14 protein-coding genes are annotated in these 18,848 nt (G+C 74.6%); 10 read left to right on the top strand and 4 right to left on the bottom strand.

Annotated elements, in window-relative coordinates; all coding sequences use genetic code 11:
• Positions 1-34 precede the first annotated feature (34 nt).
• Entirely contained in the window at positions 35-1,945 is a 1,911-nt protein-coding gene (locus ACFSJS_RS21895) for a CASTOR/POLLUX-related putative ion channel (RefSeq protein ID WP_380903044.1), read from the bottom strand.
• A 331-nt stretch (positions 1,946-2,276) separates the two neighbouring features.
• On the opposite strand from ACFSJS_RS21895, the gene ACFSJS_RS21890 reads away from it, so the two are divergent.
• The 7 genes from ACFSJS_RS21890 to ACFSJS_RS21860 all read left to right on the top strand — a co-directional run bounded on the left by ACFSJS_RS21890 (position 2,277) and on the right by ACFSJS_RS21860 (position 10,468).
• Positions 2,277-3,296, top strand: coding sequence for a Ppx/GppA family phosphatase (locus ACFSJS_RS21890; protein ID WP_380903042.1), 1,020 nt, complete (start codon positions 2,277-2,279; stop codon positions 3,294-3,296).
• 298 nt (positions 3,297-3,594) lie between these two features.
• Positions 3,595-5,022, top strand: coding sequence for a tetratricopeptide repeat protein (locus ACFSJS_RS21885; protein WP_380903040.1), 1,428 nt, complete (start codon positions 3,595-3,597; stop codon positions 5,020-5,022).
• A gap of 81 nt (positions 5,023-5,103) precedes the next feature.
• A complete protein-coding gene (locus tag ACFSJS_RS21880) occupies positions 5,104-5,592 on the top strand; it encodes a hypothetical protein (protein WP_380903038.1) in 489 nt (162 codons plus the stop codon).
• 55 nt (positions 5,593-5,647) lie between these two features.
• On the top strand, positions 5,648-7,159 hold the full coding sequence (locus tag ACFSJS_RS21875; protein WP_380903036.1) for an ABC1 kinase family protein: 1,512 nt from the start codon (positions 5,648-5,650) through the stop codon (positions 7,157-7,159).
• A 477-nt stretch (positions 7,160-7,636) separates the two neighbouring features.
• Positions 7,637-8,710 (top strand): polyprenyl synthetase family protein, encoded by a 1,074-nt coding sequence (locus ACFSJS_RS21870; protein ID WP_380903034.1) that lies wholly within the window; start codon positions 7,637-7,639, stop codon positions 8,708-8,710.
• A 113-nt stretch (positions 8,711-8,823) separates the two neighbouring features.
• On the top strand, positions 8,824-9,900 hold the full coding sequence (locus ACFSJS_RS21865; RefSeq protein ID WP_380903032.1) for a terpene synthase family protein: 1,077 nt from the start codon (positions 8,824-8,826) through the stop codon (positions 9,898-9,900).
• 121 nt (positions 9,901-10,021) lie between these two features.
• On the top strand, positions 10,022-10,468 hold the full coding sequence (locus tag ACFSJS_RS21860) for a hypothetical protein (protein WP_380903030.1): 447 nt from the start codon (positions 10,022-10,024) through the stop codon (positions 10,466-10,468).
• A gap of 111 nt (positions 10,469-10,579) precedes the next feature.
• Here the strand turns inward: ACFSJS_RS21860 and ACFSJS_RS21855 are convergent, their stop codons facing one another.
• Positions 10,580-12,328 (bottom strand): SpoIIE family protein phosphatase, encoded by a 1,749-nt coding sequence (locus ACFSJS_RS21855; protein ID WP_380903028.1) that lies wholly within the window; start codon positions 12,326-12,328, stop codon positions 10,580-10,582.
• Positions 12,329-12,582: 254 nt separating this feature from the next.
• On the opposite strand from ACFSJS_RS21855, the gene ACFSJS_RS21850 reads away from it, so the two are divergent.
• Together ACFSJS_RS21850 and ACFSJS_RS21845 are read left to right on the top strand one after the other, a co-directional pair.
• A complete protein-coding gene (locus tag ACFSJS_RS21850; protein ID WP_380903026.1) occupies positions 12,583-15,072 on the top strand; it encodes a SpoIIE family protein phosphatase in 2,490 nt (829 codons plus the stop codon).
• A gap of 86 nt (positions 15,073-15,158) precedes the next feature.
• Positions 15,159-15,590, top strand: a complete 432-nt coding sequence (locus ACFSJS_RS21845) for an STAS domain-containing protein (RefSeq protein WP_380903024.1) — start codon at positions 15,159-15,161, stop codon at positions 15,588-15,590.
• A 100-nt stretch (positions 15,591-15,690) separates the two neighbouring features.
• Here the strand turns inward: ACFSJS_RS21845 and ACFSJS_RS21840 are convergent, their stop codons facing one another.
• Together ACFSJS_RS21840 and ACFSJS_RS21835 are read right to left on the bottom strand one after the other, a co-directional pair.
• Entirely contained in the window at positions 15,691-16,074 is a 384-nt protein-coding gene (locus ACFSJS_RS21840) for an STAS domain-containing protein (protein ID WP_380903022.1), read from the bottom strand.
• Positions 16,074-17,561 (bottom strand): PP2C family protein-serine/threonine phosphatase, encoded by a 1,488-nt coding sequence (locus tag ACFSJS_RS21835; protein ID WP_380903020.1) that lies wholly within the window; start codon positions 17,559-17,561, stop codon positions 16,074-16,076. The genes ACFSJS_RS21840 and ACFSJS_RS21835 overlap by 1 nt, the downstream gene beginning before the upstream one ends.
• A gap of 368 nt (positions 17,562-17,929) precedes the next feature.
• Between ACFSJS_RS21835 and ACFSJS_RS21830 the strand changes: the two genes are divergently transcribed.
• Complete coding sequence (locus ACFSJS_RS21830) at positions 17,930-18,847, top strand: AurF N-oxygenase family protein (RefSeq protein ID WP_380903018.1); 918 nt, start codon at positions 17,930-17,932, stop codon at positions 18,845-18,847.
• The last annotated feature ends 1 nt before the right edge of the window (position 18,848 follow it).

The following is an 18,848-nucleotide window of genomic DNA, read 5'->3' as shown; positions in this document are numbered from 1 at the left end:
CGCCCCGCGGGGCCGCCGGCCGCGCACCTCTCCCTCACGACTGGGCGATCACGATGATCCGGTCGTCGGCGCTCCAGCGCCGGACCCGCGTCTTGTCCGGATTGATCCTGATGCCGTAGTCCGGCCCGACGGCCGACCGGGTGTGCTCCCGGTAGCCGATGGCGCACTCCCCCCTGCGCAGGGCGGACTCCACGGCGGTGGCGAAGGCCGTCTCGCTGCCGGGGCGGACGTAGGCGCCCGCCGGCCGGAGGTGGACCTCCTGCCCCTCCGGGGAGAACAACTCCCGGAAGACGTCGGCCAGGTGCGGGTTCTGCGAGATCTGGGCCATGAGCAGGCCGATCAGCTTGCCGCTGACGATGCAGTCGGCGCCGGCCCTGACCGGGGCGAGCACCCGGTTGCGGTCGTCGGTCATCTCGGTGACGACCGACAGCTCGCGCCCCGAGGCGCGCTCGGCCTCCCGCAGGAGCAGCAGGGTGGTCAGGGTGCGGTCGTCGGGACCGCCGTACCCCTGGTCGGGGTCGGCGCCGGAGGCGAGGACGATGACGCTGTCGTACGACGGTGCGTCGAGTCCGCGCACCGTGGCGGGACAGGTCGTGTCACCCGGCCGGAAGGTGACGGACAGGCCGGGCCCCGCGGCGGTCGCGGCCCTCCGCACGGCGTCGGCCGTCGCCCCGCCGCCGTCGGCGACCACGTCCAGGACCGAACCGGGGGGCACGTACCGGCCCAGCAGGTCGGCCATGAGCGCGGCACGGCGGTTCCAGCCCAGCAGCAGGATCCGTTCGGGGCGGTCCGCGGACGGCGGACCGGGGAGGATCAGCGCCTCGTCGGCCGGCGGGGGCCGGTCGTCCGGGACGGCGGTGTCGTCGTCGTGCGCGATGACGAGCAGCCGGTCCCGCGCGGTGACGACGGTGTGCGCGGGCGGGTTCAGCACGAGCGCGCCGCCGTCGCGCAGCAGGCCCACGGCGCAGGAGGTGCGGTACGCCCGCACGGCGTCGCCGAACGTCCGGCCGGTCAGGGCCGGTTCGGCGACCGTGTAGAACTCGTCGCCCGCGAAGTCGAGCAGCTCCCGGTGGACCAGCCACAGGCCGGGCTGGCGGGCGGACTGCACCACGAGCCGGGCGGTGATGTCGTCGGTCTCCAGGACCCGGCCCCGGGGCCCGGCCGCCAGGGAGGCCGCCAGCCGGTGGCGCGCGTCCCGGACCGCGGCCACGACGCACGCCCCGGACGGCCCCCCGCCTCCGGCGGCTCCGGCCGCCTCCAGCGCCAGCAGGGTCTTGACCACCTCCGCGTCGCCGGACGGCTCCTCACGGGGCAGGACCAGGATCGCGGTGGCGGTGCCCGGGCTCATCCGGGCCAGCACGACCGGGTCGGTGGTGGGGCCGCTGCGGCAGACCAGGCGGGTGCGCCCGGTGGCGCCCACGTGGGTGCGCAGCGCCTCCTCCATCTGCGTCTTGTCCCGGTCGGCGAGGACGGCCACGGCCGCGCGCCGCTGGTTGGCGTTGGCCGCGACCAGCTCCGAGACCACCGTGTACACCTGCTCGGACCAGCCCAGCACCACCGCGTGCCCCGACTCCAGGACCGTCGAGCGGCCCAGCCGCAGCGCGGCGAGCCTCTGCTGCAGCGCGGCGGTGACCAGACCCACCAGCGTCGACACGTAGAACAGCGCGACGAGGGCGAGCAGCACCGACAGCAGGACGCGCAGCGGGGGCCCGACCGTCCCGCCCAGGCGGAGGGTCTCACCGGTGTGCCGCCACACCGCGCCCAGCTTGCCGAGGAGCGAGGCGGGCGCGCCGCCGTCCGTCCAGACCAGGGCGGCGCTCACGGGCACGACGACGGCGAGGCAGGCCGCGGCGAGCCACCCGATCAGGGCGGTCACGCCGCGTGCCAACGTGGTGTCGAACCAGTACCGGACCCGATGCGCCAGCGGCGCCCGCCGATGTTCCACCTGCTCCCCCTCACCGTCCGGGCCCGCGGCGCGTCCCCGCGTCGCGGCCCCGCCCCGCCGTTCCCGTCCCGCCGCCCCGCCCGCAGGACGGGCGGAGGCGGACGCGCCCGCCTCCGGCGCGGACACCGGCAGCCTGCCGCCCGCCGCCCGCGGCCGCAGCGGAACCGGGGACGGTTCACCCCTTCGGAGGAGGTGCGCCGTCTGCCCGCGCGGCCGGCGCGCTGCTCCGGACGGGCTCCGCCCCGGGCGCCGCCGCCCCCGCGGGGCGGGGCCCGGAGGAAGACCGGAACGCGGCGGCATGCCCCGAGGGCGGCCGGGGCACGAGTAGCGCATGCGTTTGGCGGTCGTGGACGTGGGGTCCAGAACGGTTCGGCTGGCCGTCGCCGACTGCGACGGCGACATACCGCTGCCGGTGCACACGGCGAAGCGGCGGTTGCGGCTGGCCGAGCAGGTCGAACCGGACGGGAGCCTGGGCGAGCGGGCGCTGGAGGACCTGGTGGCGGCGGTCGCCGAGGCGGCGGAGGAGGCCGGCCGCTGGGGGGTGGAGGAGCCCATCGCCTTCGCCACCGCCGTCGTCCGGGACGCCCCCAACTGCCGGCAGGTCCTGGAGACCGTCCGGGGCAGGACCGGGGTGCCCCTCCAGGTCATGTCCGGGGCGACGGAGGGGGAGCTGACGTTCCTGGCGGCCCGGCAGTGGATGGGCTGGCGGGCCGGCTCCATGGTGCTGCTGGACATCGGCGGCGGATCGATGGAGGTGGCCTTCGGGCGGAGCAGGACGCCCGACTTCGTGGCCTCCCTGCCCCTGGGCGCGGGCCGCATGACCCGCGAGCACCTGGGCGAGGCGGACCCTCCGCCGCCCTCCGCGGTGAAGGAGCTGCGGCGCCGCGTACGGCACGAACTGCGGGACGTGGCGGCCAGGATCCGCTGGGAGACGCCCCGTACGGCCGTGGCGGCCTCCCGCACCTTCCAGCAGCTGGCCCGGCTGTGCGGCGCCGCCCCCGGCCGGCACGGGCCCTTCGTCACGCGCACCGTCGCCCGCGGCGACCTCAAGGCGGCCGTGGAGACCCTCTCCACCCTGCCCGCCGCCGCCCGCGCCGCCCTGCCCGGCATCTCCGCCGCCCGCGCCCGGCAGTCCCTGGCCGGGGCCGTGATCGCCCACACCGCCATGCGCTGCCTGGAGATCGACACCGTCACCCTCTCCCCGTGGGCGCTGCGCGAGGGCATCCTGCTCAGGCGGATCCGCGAGGAGGCGCAGCCGCGGCACGACCGGACGGCGGAGCCCCTCCGGGCGGTGGCCGTGGGGCAGCAGTCGGCCGCCCCGCCCGGGGAGCTGGTCCGCGGCGGAGCGTGACGCCGGGGCGCCGCGGCGACGGCCCCCGCCCGGCCCCGGCCGGAGCCCGTTCCGCCCCGGCACGACTCCGCCCGCCCCGGAACGTGCGTTGATATGGCCGATGGTCCGAAGGGGTTAACCAAGGAGTCCTCCCGGGCCGGAACGGGCACCTCGCCATCGACAGGAAGCGGCCGACCGGCTCCACCGGGACGGCCGATGTCGGGGCGGGACTCCGAAGACGGGTCGGTGACGCCCGGTCCCCCGCTCCCCGGACGCAGTGGGGCACGCCGTCGGCAGCACGGCACCTCCGAGGAGGCGAATGACCGGCCGTCGCGCAGCCAACGAATCCCTGCGGGCCCTGCTGGCCACAGCGGGCTGGACGTACGAGGCCCTGGCACGGAACGTCAACGCGCTCGGCGCTGAGAACGGCATGCGCCTGCGCTACGACCGCACCTCGGTGGCCCACTGGCTGGCCGGATCGGTTCCCCGGCCCCGCACCAGGGAGCTGATCGCCGAGGCGTTCTCCCGCCGGCTGTGCCGTCCGGTGACCCTGGCCGAACTGGGGATGGGATGCCCCGCCGGACCCGGTGCGCCCGGTGCCGCCGGCCCGTGGGGCGAGGCGACCGCGGCGGAGCGGGGGGACGCGGTGGCGCACCTGGCCGAGCTGTGCGGAGCGGACGCCGATCCCGCGCGCCGGAACCTGGTGCAGGAGTCGGTCTGCAGCGCCGCCGGGTTCGAAGTGCCCCGGTGGGAGGAGAGGCGTGGCCGCGGCCCGGGGGAGCGGACGGGCGGTGGCGCTCCGGGCGGAGAGGAGGACACCGCAAACCTGCGGGCCGCCGTGGAGTTCTTCCGGCGGGCCGGTGACTTCGGCGGACGCCACGCCCGTACGGCCCTGGTGGTGTACCTCCGCGACGACGTCGTCCCCCGCCTGCACGGGGGCGGCCCCGGCGGCGCGCCTCCCCGGCTGCTGGCGGAGGCGGCCCGGCTGGTCCACGTACTGGGCCGCATGTACGTCGACGACGTCAGGAACGGCGCGGCGCAGTCCTACCACCGCGCCGCCCTCCGGTTGGCCGCCGAGGCCGGCGATCGCACCGTGTACGCCGCGGTGCTGCGGGCGATGAGCGAGCACGCCTTGGAGGTGGGGCACCGCCGGGCGGCCCTGCGGCTGGCGGAGGCGGCCGTCCGTACCGCCTCCGCCGACACCCCCGCCCACGACCGGGCGCTCCTGCTGGCCCAGCTCGCTCTCGCCCAGGCCGCGACCGGTGACGGCGAGGGGGCGGCCGCCACTCTGGCCGAAGCCGAACGGCACCGGGTGCCCGCCCCCGGAGCGGCGCTCCGGGGCACGGCCCTGCCGTCCTCGCGGGCCTCCTTCGCCCACTGCAGAGGCAGGGCGCTGGCGGCTCTGGGCGACCGCGCCGCGGCGGTCGCCGCCCTGCGCTCCTCCGTGGAGCACCACCCGGCCACCGCCCACCTCTGCCGTGCCCTCATCCACGCCGAGCTCGCCCGGCTGCTCCTGGCCGACGGCCGCCTGGAGGAGGCGTGCACCGCCTGGCACCGGTTCCTCGACGACTACCCTCACCTACGCTCCGGCCGCGCCGACCGGGCTCTGGCCGAACTGCGCGGAAACCTGCGGGCCCACGCCGCCCATCCCCCGGCGCGCGCCCTGCTGTGCCGCGCGGATGCCGCGGGACGTCACGAGGGGCCCTGGAGGAGCCGTGCACAACACGTTCAACACGGAGGCGTGTAGGGGGCCGCATGGGATTCCCCGACGAGGTCAACGTATGAGGTTGCGCCACATGCCGGACCTGATCCCAGGAGGCCGATTCCCATGGGCAAGCGCAAGAACCGCACCAGCGTCAGCAGGTATTTCAACAGGGTCTTCGATGCCACCGAGGACTTCCTCGAAGACGTCCTGGAGACCGCGGAGGATGTCGAGTGCGACATGCGTCGCAGTCTCGGCAGGGCTCTGGAGGGCAGGGACGAGGACGAGGACGGGTGGCGGGAGGACGGCAGGAGGAGGCCGGGGTGTGAGGACGGGTGGCGGGAGGACGGCAGGAGGAGGCCGGAGCATGGGGACGGGTGGCGGGAGGACGGCAGGAGGAGGCCGGAGCGTGGGGACGGGTGGCGGGAGGACGGCAGGAGGAGGCCGGAGCGTGGGGACGGGTGGCGGGAGGACGGCAGGGAGGGGCCGGAGCACGAGGACGGGTGGCGGGAGGACGGCAGGGAGGGGCCGGAGCACGAGGAGGTCAGGCGGCTGAGGGCCCAGCTCGCCGAACTCTCGGCCAGGGTCGAGAGGATGACCGCCGAGCGGAGGTAGGCGCCACGGGGCGCGCGGAGCCGGTTGCCGTCACGCGGGGGAAGTGGGAGAGCACATGGGCAGTGGCCGGGGCCGTCTGGTGGCGCGTACCTTCGGGGAACTGCTCGGGCGGGAGGCCGCACAGGCGCTCCGGGCGCGCCGCCCGGCGGAGGGCCGGCAGGATGCCGGGGACCGACGCGCCCGAGAGGTGCGGCGGGCGCTCGAGGGGCTGGGGCCGTTCTACATCAAGATCGGGCAGATGCTGGCCACTCGTCCCGACTTCGTCCCCCAGGCGATGATCGAGGAGTTCGAGAAGCTTCAGGACCATGTGTCACCGGCGCCTTTCGCTGCCTTCGAAACGGTGTTGGCGGAGGAGTTGGGGCCTCACTGGCGGCGCACCTTTCGGGACATCGACACCACGCGGCCGCTGGGGGCCGCTTCCCTGGCGCAGGTCTACCGCGGTGTCCTCCTCGACGGGCGCCCCGTGGCGATCAAGGTCCAGCGTCCCGGTGTCCGCGAGGTCATGGCCGAGGACATGAGGCTGCTGCGCAGGGTGTCCCGCATCGCCGCAAGGAGGGCGCCCCGGTTCAACGAGGTCGTCGACGTCGAGGCCATGCTCGGTGTCGTCTTCGACGCCATGCGTCCCGAGCTGGACTTCGTCCTGGAGGCCCGCAACATGGAGCGGGCCCGGGAGATCACCGAGGAGTTCAAGCACGTCACCGTTCCCGAGGTGGTCACCGCCACCCCGCGCGTCCTGGTGCAGAGCCTGGCGCCGGGCTGCTCGATCCGGGAGGCCGACCGCGACGCCTTCACGGCGCAGGAACGAGCGGACATCGGCCGGGACCTGCTGGCCTTCATGTACCGCGGTTACTTCGTCGACCGCGTCTTCCACGCCGATCCGCACCCGGGCAACGTGTTCATCCATCCCGGGGAGAAGGCGACGGTCATCGACTGGGGAATGGTCGGGCGTATCGACCGCCCGATGAGCAACAGCATTTTGCTGCTCCTGCTCAACCTGGCGATGAACGACGGTGCCGGAATGGCGCGCGCGTGGATCGACATGGGCAGCTGCACCGCGTGGGCGCAGGCGTCGGCGTTCGCCGACGACATGGCGGCACTGGTGCCGCAGGTCGCCACCGCCTCCCTTGAGGAGTTGAACTTCGGCGTCACGCTCACCGCCGTTCTACGGCACTCCACGCGGCGCGGGATCAGGACGAGCCCGATGGTCTCCATCCTGGGCAAGTCCTTCGCCAACATCGAGGGGTCCATCAGGCACCTGTGCCCGGAGCTGTCCTTGGTGGACGTGTTCTCCGAGGAGCTTTCCGGGATCGTCGTCGACCTTGTCAGGGAGTCCCTCTCCGCCGAGCAGGTCATGCGCACCGCACTGGAGGTCATGGCGGGAGGTGCCTCGGTGTCGCAGCAGCTGCGCGGCGTCACACGCGACCTGTCCAACCGGGACCTCGCCATGAAAGTGGCGGTGAACGACCGGCTTCCGGCGGGAGGAGGACGTTTCCGGGTGGGACCGAAGCAACTCGCCCTGATGCTCGGCGCCATGGAAGTGTGGCGCCGACGGGGGACGCATTCCTGATCCGTTGTTTTCAACCTCTTCAACACCCTTGTCCTTGCGGCGAGCACTGCCGCGAGGGCGGCCTGGAAAGCCATCGGGGCGAGACCTTCGCACAGGCTGAGCCGGGCAGGCGGGGGAGTCATCTGCCGCGTATCGCGCTCGACGAAGAATTCACAGAGAAGGGGCAATTCGTCTTATGGTGCTCCCCGCTGTTGTTCCCGACGTCCCACGACCCGTCCTGCTGGACGATCACGGTAGTTCCGAACCCGCGGGGCCGGCCGGGACCCGTGCGCTGAAGGGTGGAGAGGACCGCGAGGCGATGGCGGTGGCCGGGGACGGGGCATTCACCGGGGGACCGGTGCCGGAGGCCCCCGACGGCACCGGTGCATCCCGCCACCGCCCGGGGTCCTCCGTCCTCAGTGCCGCCGGCCGCCCGGTCGTCGACGCCGCGCTCCGGCAGATCGCCGGGCGGACGGGCAACGCCGGGGAGGCGGCCGCGTGACCGCCCCCGCCATCCGCGTTCCCGGGCTCGACGAAGTACCGGCGGCCGTCGAGGCGGTCCTGGGGGACTTCCTCGACGGCAAGGCCCGCGCCGGAGCCGACAGCCGCATACTGCAGTTCACCGGCATCCTGCGCGGTCTGCTCGCCGCCGGCGGCAAGCGACTGCGCCCGGTCCTGTGCTGCTGCGGCTGGCAGGCGGCGGGCGGAGGCGACCTGACGCCCGTCGTGCCCGCCGCCGCCTCCCTGGAGCTCTTCCACACCTTCGCACTCATCCACGACGACGTCATGGACCGCAGTCCCACCCGGCGCGGGCGCCCCACGGTCCACCGCACCCTGGCCACCCGGGTATCCGGCCGTCCGGGCTGCCTCGACGCCGAGCGCTTCGGGGACAACGGCGCCATCCTGCTCGGCGACCTCGCCATGGTCTGGTCCGACGAACTGCTGCACGCCGGCGGACCGACCTCCGTCCAACTCGCCGCCGCCCGCCCGGTCCTGAACGCCATGCGCAGCGAAGTCGTGTACGGGCAGTACCTCGACCTGCTCGCCGGCACGGACCTCGGCAGCGGCCTGGAGGCAGCGCTGACCGTGGTGCGGTACAAGACGGCCAAGTACACCGTGGAGCGCCCCCTGCAACTGGGCGCCGCCCTCGCCGGCGGGGACGGGAGGGTGCTGGAGGCGTGCAGCGCCTACGGAGTCCCCCTCGGGGAAGCGTTCCAACTGCGCGACGACGTGCTCGGGGTCTTCGGCGACCCGGCGGTGACCGGCAAGTCCCGCTTGGACGACCTGCGGGAAGGCAAACACACCCCCCTGCTGGCGATCGCCCTCCGGCGTGCCGATCGGACGCAGACCCGGACCCTGCGGACGCTGGTGGGCGACCCCGGCCTCGACGAGGAGGGCGCCGCGCGCATCCGCGACATCCTTCGGGCCACCGGTGCGCTCGACACCGTCGAGCACATGATCGACGAGCGCCACCGGCAGGCCGTCGGCTCCCTCCGGCGATCCCCGTTCCCGGTGTCTGTGCAGGCCGCACTGCACCGACTGGCCACCGCCGCCACCGCGAGGACGTCATGACGTCTTCCGGCCGTCCGCCCCGGTCCGCCCCCGTTCCGCGGGCCGCCCCCGGAGGGGCCTGCCCGCCGCGTCCCGCGAATCCGACCGCCCCTGACCGCCCCCCGGGAGCAGCAGTGGACACGACGGCCGTCGACCTCCCTCCCTTCTACTGCCCGATCGAGCCCGCCGTCCACCCCCGGGTCGACGAGGTCGAGCGACGGGCGGTGGAGTGGATCGACCGGTTCGGCTTCTGTGGCACCGGGGCCGAACGCGCTCGGGTGCTCGGGAGCAACAGCGCCGAGTTCTACGCACGGTTCGCCCCCGAAGCCGACCTCGAACGCCTCTGGATCACGGCCTGCTGGGTGTACTGGGGCTTCGCCATCGACGACGCCCGGTGCGACGAGGGCGCGCTGAGTGCCGATCCGGCGGCCTTCTCCGCCATGGCAGGACGGGTCCAGCGCGCGCTGGAACTCCCGGGACCGCGCGATTTCGACGACCCCTACGCGGCGGCCGTCCACGACCTCGGCGAGCGCTTCCGGGCCTGTGCCACTCCCGTCCAGGTCAGACGCTTCCAGCAGGCGCACCGGGCCTGGCTGGCGGGGGTGCAGTGGCAGGTGGGCAACCGCGCCCGCGGGCACATGCCGACGCTCGACGACTACCTCACCATGCGCCTGCACTCCGCCGGCGGAGAACCCACCTACGCGATGCTGGAGATCGCCAACGACGCCGAGGTGCCCGCGCGCGAGATGGACTCCCCGGCGGTCTGCGCCCTGACCGAGATGGCGATCCTGGTCGCCGCCCTGGACAACGACCGGCACTCCTTCGCCAGGGAGGTGGGACGCCGCCAGGCCGAGCAGAACGTGTTCGCCGTCCTGATGCGGCAGGACGGCTCACCACTGGCCCAGGCGATGGAGGACGCCGTCGCCCTGCGCGACCGGGTCCTGTGCCGCTTCCTGGACCTGCGCGACCGGGTGCTGCCCAGGGCGAGCCGGGAACTGCACCGCTACCTCACCGACCTCGGGCACGGCATCCGCGGCAACATCGACTGGGGGTCGCGGGCGCCCCGCTACCTCGGCCCCCAGAGCGCCGGCGCAGAGCCGGGAGGGAAGGCCTCCCCGGGCCGCGCCGCCTGGTCCGACCGCCCGCTGAACCCTGGAGAAGCCACCGCGCCGCCGTCCATCGCCTGGTGGTGGGAGGACCTCACCTTCTGAGCCCCCTCCTCCGGACCGCTCCGGCATCCGAACCGCGGCCACGCCGCTGCCTCCGGCGAGAGCGCGCGGCGCGGAAAAGCGCCCTCACTGAGCACCAAGGAAACGGAAGGAAGACGGACACATGGCCCGTATCGAACGCATCGAAGTGGAGGTGCTGACCGGTGACGAACCGGAGGCAGGCACCGACGCCCTGGTCTACCTCGGGCTCGGCGGTCGCGAATTCCTGCTCGACCGTCGCGGCGAGGACGACTTCAGGCGGGGGAGGAGGGACTTCTTCGTGCTCGGGCGGGGCGGTACCGTCGCGCGCCCGGGGATGAACGACCCGCGCACACCGCCGCTGGCGACCGGCGACCTCGACCGGTACCCGGTGTACGTGCGCCTCGACGCGCGCGGGGAGGAGGACACCTGGCTGCTGGACAACGTGTGGGTCACGGCGGAGACGGAGCGCGCCGGGATCCGCTACGGCCGTCCCGCCCTCGACGGCATGGGGGAGGAACGCGCCGTCTGGCTGGGAGTGCGCGCCGGATCGGTGCTCCACCTGGAGGAATTGCGTCCGGTGGAGCGGTGAGGCCGGGGTCCGCACCGCCGCGACGGTTCCGGTGCCGATCCCGCTCCGGTGGGACTTTGCGGCTCTCTCCCGGCGGCTGCCGGGGCCCGGTCCGGGCAGCCGCCGCCCCCGTCAGGCCGGCCTCCGGTCCCCCGGAGGGAAGCGCAGCAGGAGCAGGGCGATGTCGTCCTCGTTGTTGTCGGCGGGGCGGACGCGTTCGAGCAGCAGGTCGCAGAAGGCGTCCAGGGGGCGGTGGGCCAGGGCGGCGGCGTGCCGGCGCAGCCGGACCAGGCCGTCGTCGATGGGCCGCCCCGGGGACTCGACCAGCCCGTCGGTGTAGAGCACCAGGGTGGAGCGGGGCGGCAGCGCGATGTCGGCGTCGGTGCGGTCGGGGGAGGTCCCGGTGCCGAGCAGGAGGCCGTGCCCGTCGGTCAGGAAGTCGGTCCGCCCGTCGTGGCCCACCAGCAGGGGCGGCGGATGGCCGGCGTTGGTCCAGCGCATCCGCCACCGCCCGTCCCCGGTCTCCTCCACCACGGCGAAGACGGCGGTGGCCATCGAGGCCTCGGACACCTGCGTCACCGCCCGGTCGAGCCGGCCGACGATCCGGCTGGGAGCCTCCCGGTGGGACCAGGCGTAGGCGCGCAGCATGCTGCGGACCTGGGCCATGCCGGCGGCGGCGTCGAGGTCGTGGCCGGCCACGTCGCCGATCACCGCGGCGATCATCCCGCCGGGGAGGGTGAACGCGTCGTACCAGTCGCCGCCCACCTGGGAGGCGTGCGGCGCGGGCACGTAGCGCGCGGCCATCTCCAGCCCCGGCACCCGGGGCAGCTGCGGCAGCAGATGGCGCTGCATGGTCTCCGCCACCCGCCGCTGCCGCTGGTACAGGCGGGCGTTGTCCAGGGCCAGCCCCGCCCGGCGGGCGATGTCGTCGAGCAGGGAGAGTTCGGCCGAGGTGAACGCCCCGGGGTGCTCCGACCGGCCCAGCGTCAGGGCGCCGAGCACCTCCCGCAGGCCGTGGACCGGTGCGATGGCCGCGGAGTGCATGCCGGTCGCCCGGAACAGCTCGCTCTGCGCGACGGCGATGCCCGAGTCCGGCGGGCCCTGGTAGGTCTCGGGGCCGGCCAGCGTCGATGCCGCACCGCGCAGGGCCCGCGACAGGGGCATCGGGGAGTCCTGCGGCACCGGCGGCATGGGACCCTGCAGATCCTCCCGGGTCACCAGGGCGCCGTTCTCGTGGTGCACCACGGCGGTCCGCCACACCTCGCCGTTCTCGGTGATCAGGTCCACCACCGCCCAGTCCGCCAGGCGGGGCACCACCAGCCGCGTCAGCCGGCGCAGCGTCTCGTCGGTGTCCAGGGTCGAGGTGAGCTGCGTGGTGGTCTCGGCGAGCAGGGCCAGGCGCTCCAGCTCCGACAGCGGCGCCGTGGGACCGCCCCGGCGCCCGTCGGCGGCCTCGGCCGGGGCGGGCTCGGCCGGGGCGGGCTCGTGGAGCAGCACCAGCGTGCCCGTCCTCCCGTCGAGCCGGCAGGGGGTGACCAGCCAGGACAGCGGCAGGAGCGAACCGTCGCCGCGCCTGAACCACTCCTGCTCGCCCTGGGCCGTCCGGCCGCTGATGAACGCCCGCATCATCAGGCATCCGGCGCGGGGCAGGGTCTGCCCCCGGCTGCCCCGGTGCAGGAGGTCGTGGGCGTCCTGGCCGAGGAGGTCCTCGGCGGACCGGCCGAGCAGCGTCCGGGCCCGGTCGTTCACCCGGACGATCCGCCCGTGGTCGTCCGTCACGTACGCTCCGGCGTCGAGGAGCTCGGGAAGCCCGCCGAGTGGCGCCCCCGCCACCTCCGCGCAGCGGTTCTCCCCGTGCCCGCCGGCGTCCTGGGCAGTCATTCCCGGCCCTCCGTCCATGTCGTCTCGTGCCGACCACCTTCCCACGTCCGGGGGCCGGGCCGGCGGACACCTTCCGGGAAAGGGGTGCGGGCCGCGGACCGCGCGCCGGCCGGCGGGGAGGAAGGGATCGCCCGCGGCCGGGAGTGAGGACGCAGGCGCCGGGTAGAAGGCCACGGCCCGCGGGGTCCGCCGGTGGGAGATAATCTCCGGTGTCCGCGGTTTCCGGTCACGTTCGTTCGTCAGGAAGTAGCACAGTGGGGGATGTCGGTTTCGACCTGTCCGCCTTCAGCCTCAGCGAGATGGTGCGCTGCGGTGCGGAGCTCCGCAACTCCCCCCGAGGAGCCGCGTCGTGGGAGGAGGCCGCCCAGGCCGTCGTCGACTTCCTGTACCGCAGCATGACCGACGGCGAGGGGCGCGGGGCCTGCCCCCTGGTGAGGCTGTTCGCGACGCGGCGCTGGAGCGCCCTCCCGCCCGAGGACCGCGCGGCGGCCCCGCCCTGGCCGGCCGCCTCTCCGCCGCCGGGCGCGCGCTGCCTCACCCTGGTGGCCTCCCGCGGGTCGTACCCCCGGTGGGAGGACCCCGCCACCGGGGTGGAGCGGTTCGTCCTGCCCGTCCCCTCCCGGGAGGCGGCCCGGGAGGTCCCGCTGCTCTCCCGGCTCGTCGACCGCATCGGCGTCGGTGCCGGCACCGGGGGCGCCCCGCCGCCCTCGGCCCGCTTCGAGGTCATCCACATCGCCGAGGGCGCCCGCATGCGCGAGCTGTGGGGCGAGGAGTTCGTCGAGGAGTACGGCATCCGCTCCGCCCTGGCGTTCGGCGGCCCCCTGCCGGACGGCGAGCTGTTCGCCGTCGTCCTCTTCTCCCGCGTCCCGCTTCCCGCCCGGACCGCCGAACTGTTCCGCACGGTCGCCATCAGCACCCGCACCGCCCTCCTGCCCTTCGGGGGCGTGTCGTCGGCCCGGGCCGCGGAGCAGACGGCGCACGAGCGCGCGGTCTCCGCGGAGGCCCTGCTCGGGGCCCTGGAGGAGTCCGTCCAGCAGCAGGCGGCCCACCTGGAGGACCTGGTGGCGGAGCTGAGCGCCACCGCGCAGGAGCTGCGCCGGTCGCAGCGGGAGCTGCAGCGGCGCGAGGAGCAGCTCCGGGAGGAGGCGGCGATCGTCGAGACCCTCCAGCAGGTCGGCAGCACCCTGGCCGCGGAACTGGACCTCGACGCCCTGGTGCAGCACGCGGTCGACGCCGCCACCCGGCTGACCACGGCGGCCTTCGGGGCCTTCTTCTACAACGTGCTGGGCGAGACGGGCGAGTCCTACCTGCTCTACGTGATCTCCGGCGTGGACCGGTCGGCCTTCGACCGGTTCCCCATGCCCCGCAACACCCAGGTGTTCGAAACCACCTTCCGGGGCCTGGGGGTCCTGCGCTCCGACGACATCACCGCCGACCCCCGGTACGGCCGCAACGAGCCGCACCGGGGCATGCCGGAGGGCCACCTGCCGGTCCGCAGCTACCTGGCCGTTCCGGTGATCTCCCGCGGCGAGGTCCTGGGCGGCTTCTTCTTCGGCCACCCCGAGCCGGGCGTGTTCACCGAACGCCACGAGCGGCTGGCCACCGGGGTGGCCGCGCAGACCGCCGTGGCGCTGCAGAACGCGCGGACCTACCGGCAGGAGCGCAACACCGCGATGGAGCTCCAGCGCCACCTGCTGCCGGCGCTGCCCAGCATCGACGGCCTCCTGAGCACCTGGCGCTACCGGCCGGCCGGCAGCGGTACGGAGGTCGGCGGCGACTGGGTCGACCTCATCGACCTCCCCGACGGGAAAGCCGCCGTGGTCGTCGGGGACGTCATGGGCAAGGGGGTGCGGGCCGCGGCCGTCATGGGGCAGATCCGCACCGCCTGCCGCGCCTACGCCCTGCTCGGGCTCACGCCGGGCGAGGTGCTGGAGAAGCTCAGCGTCCTGGTGGACGACATCGCCCCCGGCCGCATCATCACCTGCGCCTACGGGGTGCTGGACGCGGACCGCGGCCGGCTGTGCCTGGCCGTGGCCGGCCACCTGCCGCCGGCGCTGCGCGACCCGCACGGCCGGGTCCGCTTCCTGGACGACGGGATCGGCCCGCCCCTGGGGGTCGGCCGGCGCGTGTACGCGGAGCAGGAGAGCCCCTTCCCGCCCGGCGCCCGCCTGCTGCTGTACACCGACGGCCTCATCGAGCGCCGGGAGCGCCCGATCGACGCGGGCATGCGGCACCTGCGGGAGCTGTTCACCGAATCGGCCGGGGAGATCGAGGCCGACTGCGACTCGTGGCTGGACATCCTGACGGCCGGCGGTCGGCACGACGACGACATCGCCATGCTCTACGTCCAGCGCCCCGCCGGCTCCGGGCGGGGCAGGGCCGTGGTCGCCCGCGAGTACCCGCCGGTGTCCGACGCGGTGCCGGAGGCGCGCCGGGTGGTGGCCGACACCATGCACGCGTGGGGGCTGGGCCATCTGGCGACCGACATGATGCTCATCGCCGACGAGCTGGTGGCCAACGCCGTCCGCCACGCCAGGACGCCGTTGCGCATGGAGCTGCGGCACGCCGACGACAGGGTCATGCTCGAGGTCACGGACAGCAGTACCGAGGAGCCCCGGCTGGTGAGGTCCGCCCCCCAGGACTTCGGCCACCGGGGGATCTTCCTGATCGACGCCATCGCGGCGCGCTGGGGGACCCGCCCCGTCGAGGGCGGCAAGGTGGTGTGGGCGGAGGTCGAGGCATGACCGGAGGCACCGGGCCGCTCCGCCGCCCGGGAGAGAACAGACGATTCGCGCGCAGAGCCCTTCGAACGGAGAACGGACAGCCCCGTATGAACCGATCGCCGTCCCCGCAGCCGCCTCCCCGGTCGTCCGGGCCCGCCGGCGGTTCCGCGCCGGCCGGGATCGAGCCGCTGCCCAGCGGTCCGACCCTGGCCATCGAGACCCGTGAGGGCCGGGAGCACCTCGTCGTCGCCGTCGGCGGTCCCGTCGACTACCACACCTCGCCGCAGCTGCTGGGGCACCTGATGTCGAACGAGGTGCGTTCCGTGCCCCTGGTGGTCCTCGACCTGTCCCACGTGGCGTTCTGCGACTCCAGCGCCCTGGGGGCCTTCGTGGAGGTCCTCCGGCAGCGCGAGGAGGACGGCCGGCGCTTCGCGCTCGTGGGGCTCCAGCCGGAGGTCAGACGCGTCATGGAGCTCACCCGCCTGGTGGACGTGCTGCCGCTCCACCCCACGGTGGCCGACGCGCTGGCGGAGGGGTGACGGGGAGGGGAGCGCCGCGGCAGACGCCGCCGGCGGGACCGTGCGGCGACCCGGCCGTGCCGGACGGCCGCCGGAGCGCCGGCCGCGCCCCGGGGCGCCCTCAGCCCGTGCTCGCGGCGGGGCCGGCGGTGTGGGCGGCCAGGGCGTCGGAGACCGTGGGGTAGGAGGGCAGGAGGGCGTCGACGCCCGTGACGGCGAGCATGCGCGTCAGCCGGGAGGGGACGCCGGCCAGCGTCAGCGAGCCGCCGGCGTCGTTGGCGGTGTGCCAGATCCCGATGAGGACGCTCAGACCGGTCGAGTCGCAGAAGCCGACGTCCGTCAGGTCGAGGATCAGCCGGGGGTGGCCCTGCTGGACGACCTCCAGCGCACGGGCGCGCAGGACGGGGGAGGTGTGCAGGTCGAGGTCCCCGGTGACGGCTGCGACGGCGAGCGGCCCGTGGACGTGTTCGATGCTCAGGCGGAGGTCGTCGGTCACGTCGGTCATCACTCCTGGCCGATGTGGTCGGGCGTGGCGGCGGTGCGGTCACCGACGGCGGTGTCGGCACCGGGCGAGGCCTCGTTCGGGGGGACGGACAGGGCCAGCAGGGCCACGTCGTCCCCGGCTCCGTCGGGCAGGGATGCCAGCAGGGCGGCCGTGTCCTCCACCAGGGCCGTGGCACCGAGGGGGCCGGTGCGCCGGTGGAGGAAGGCGGCCAGGCCCTCGTCGCCGAGCATGGTCCCCTCCGCGGTGCGCGCCTCGGTCAGTCCGTCGGTGTACAGCAGCAGCCCCTCCCCCGGCCTCAGGGGGAAGGACACCTCGGCGAAGCGAGCGTGGGGGAAGGCACCGACGAGCATACCGCCCTCGGGCCGTACGGTTCTCACCCACGGAGCGTCGGTGCCGCCCCCGGGGCGCAGGTGGTAGGCCGGGGGGTGGCCGCCGGTGGCCAGCGCCACGGTGAAGCCCCCCGCCGCGTCGGGGGTGAGCAGCCCGAAGACCGCGGTGCAGAAGCGGCTTCCGGCGGTGACGTCGGCGAGGAGGACGCTGTTCAGGGCGGTCAGCACGGCCACCGGGTCGGGGTCGACGTGCGCGGCGGCGCGCAGCGTGTGGCGGGTCAGCGCGGTGACGGTGGCCGCCTCGGCGCCCTTGCCGCACACGTCTCCCAGGAAGAACGCCCACCGGTGGCCGTCGAGGGGGAAGACGTCGTAGAAGTCCCCGCCGATGTCGAAGGCGGAGGCGGTGTGGTAGTGGCAGGCCAGTTCCAGTCCGGGAACCTCCGGCAGCGCCGGGGGCAGCAGGGTGCGCTGCAGGGTGGAGGCGAACGCGGCGATGGCGGCCCTGTCCCTCTCGGCCTGCTCGCGCGCCGCCCGCTCGGCCTCGGCCCGGGCCCGCTCCAGCGCGGCCTGGCGGCTCTCGGCCTGCCGTCGCTCCTGCTCGTACCGGACCGCGCGCAGGGCGGACAGCCGCAGCTCCAGCTCGTCCATCACGATCGCGGCGAGATCGGTCAGGGTGGCGGTGTCCTCCTCGGTGATGGAACGCGGTCTGGTGTCCAGGACGTTGACCGTGCCCAGCCGGTGGCCGTCGGCGGTGACGATCGGGGCGGCCGCGTAGAACCGCACTCCCATCGGCCCGGTCACCAGCGGGTTGTTCGACGCGACGGGGTCGTGGAGGGTGTCGGGGATCACCAGCGCGCCGTCGCGCAGGACGGCCGAGCCGCACAGCCCCGGGTCCCGGCCGATCTCCTTCACGCCTTCCAGACCGTGGGCGGCCTTGAACCAGATCCGGTCGGTGTCCACGATCGTGATCGTCGCCACGGGGACGTCGAGGAGCCGCGCCGCCAGCGCCGCCACGCGGTCGAACGCGCCGTCGGGCGGGGTGTCGAGGATGTCGTAGCGGTGCACCGCCGCGATGCGCCGGGCCTCCGCCTCCGCGTCCGGCACCGGCTCGGGGCGGCTTCCCGGGCCCCGGCCGGTCGCCGCGGCCTGCTGGGTCATCGGTCCTCCACCTCCACCGCCGGGAGCCGCCGTGTGCGGCATGGACCGGAGCAGTCTAGGTCACCTCGTCCGCCCTCTGAGCGGCGGGTTTTCCGCCGGCGGCGGGGTGGGGCGCGGTGCGGCGCCGCGGGGGCGGCGGGAGCCCGCCCGGTGGGCGGGCTCCGCGAGGGCCCCGCGCGGCCGGCCGCGGTTCTGGCCGGTGCCCGCAGCGCAGGGTGATCCCGTCCGGGGGGTGTTCCGGAGGGTGCCCTTGTTTTACATTCTGTCTAACAAGAGCGGGGGCCGGCCCTCCGCCGCCACCGGGCACCCGGCGCCGACCGTGCCGCGGCGGGCCGCTCCGGGGACGTCACACGCTTCGAGGAGGCGACATGGCCAGCAGCACCGCCCGGCCCAGGACGCAGGACGACCGGCCCCCCGGGGGCGACGTCGCCCGGCGGCTGCTCGACTCGGCCGCGAAGCTGGCGTACGACCCGGCCGTGGAGGTGGACTGGGAGACGCCGCTGGACAAGCGCTTCCACGGGGCGAGCCCGGAGTGGAGCACCCTCTACGGCACGGCCTACTGGGACGAGATGACCGAGGAGCAGCGCCGGGAGCTGACGCGGCAGGAGGCCGCGTCGGTGGCCTGTACCGGCATCTGGTTCGAGATGATCCTCCAGCAGATGGTGCTGCGCGACATCTACACGAAGGACCCGACCGGCGCCGAGGTCCAGTGGGCGCTGACGGAGATCGCCGACGAGTGCCGGCACTCGATCATGTTCGCCCGCGGCGCCGCGAAGCTGGAGGCCCCGCCCTACCGGCCGCACCGGTTCGCGCTGGAGCTCGGCCGGGCGTTCAAGACCCTCGCGTTCGGCGAGGTGGCGTACGCGGCCATCCTGGTGGCGGAGGAGGTCCTCGACGTCATGCAGCGCGACTGGATGCGCGACGAGCGGGTCGTGCCGTTCGTCCGCACCATCAACAACATCCACGTCGTCGAGGAGTCCCGGCACATGAAGTTCGCCCGCGACGAGACGCGCAGGCGGCTCGCGGGCGCGGGGCCCCTGCGCCGCCGGATCAACGCCCTGGTGATCGCGATCGCGTCCTACGTCATCGTCACCAGCATGGTGAACAGGAAGGTCTACGCCAACGCCGGGCTCGACGAGAGGCGCGCCGTCAGGGAGGCGAAGGCCAACGAGCACCACAAGGCCATGATGCGCTCGAGCTGCTCGGGCCTCATGGAGTTCCTGGCCTCCGCCCGCCTGCTCACCGGGCCGGCGCTGGTGTTCTACAAGCGCGCCCACCTCATCTGAC

Source organism: Streptomyces desertarenae, assembly GCF_042681365.1.
GTDB lineage: Bacteria > Actinomycetota > Actinomycetes > Streptomycetales > Streptomycetaceae > Streptomyces > Streptomyces desertarenae.
This window is presented reverse-complemented; position numbering and strand designations above follow the sequence as displayed.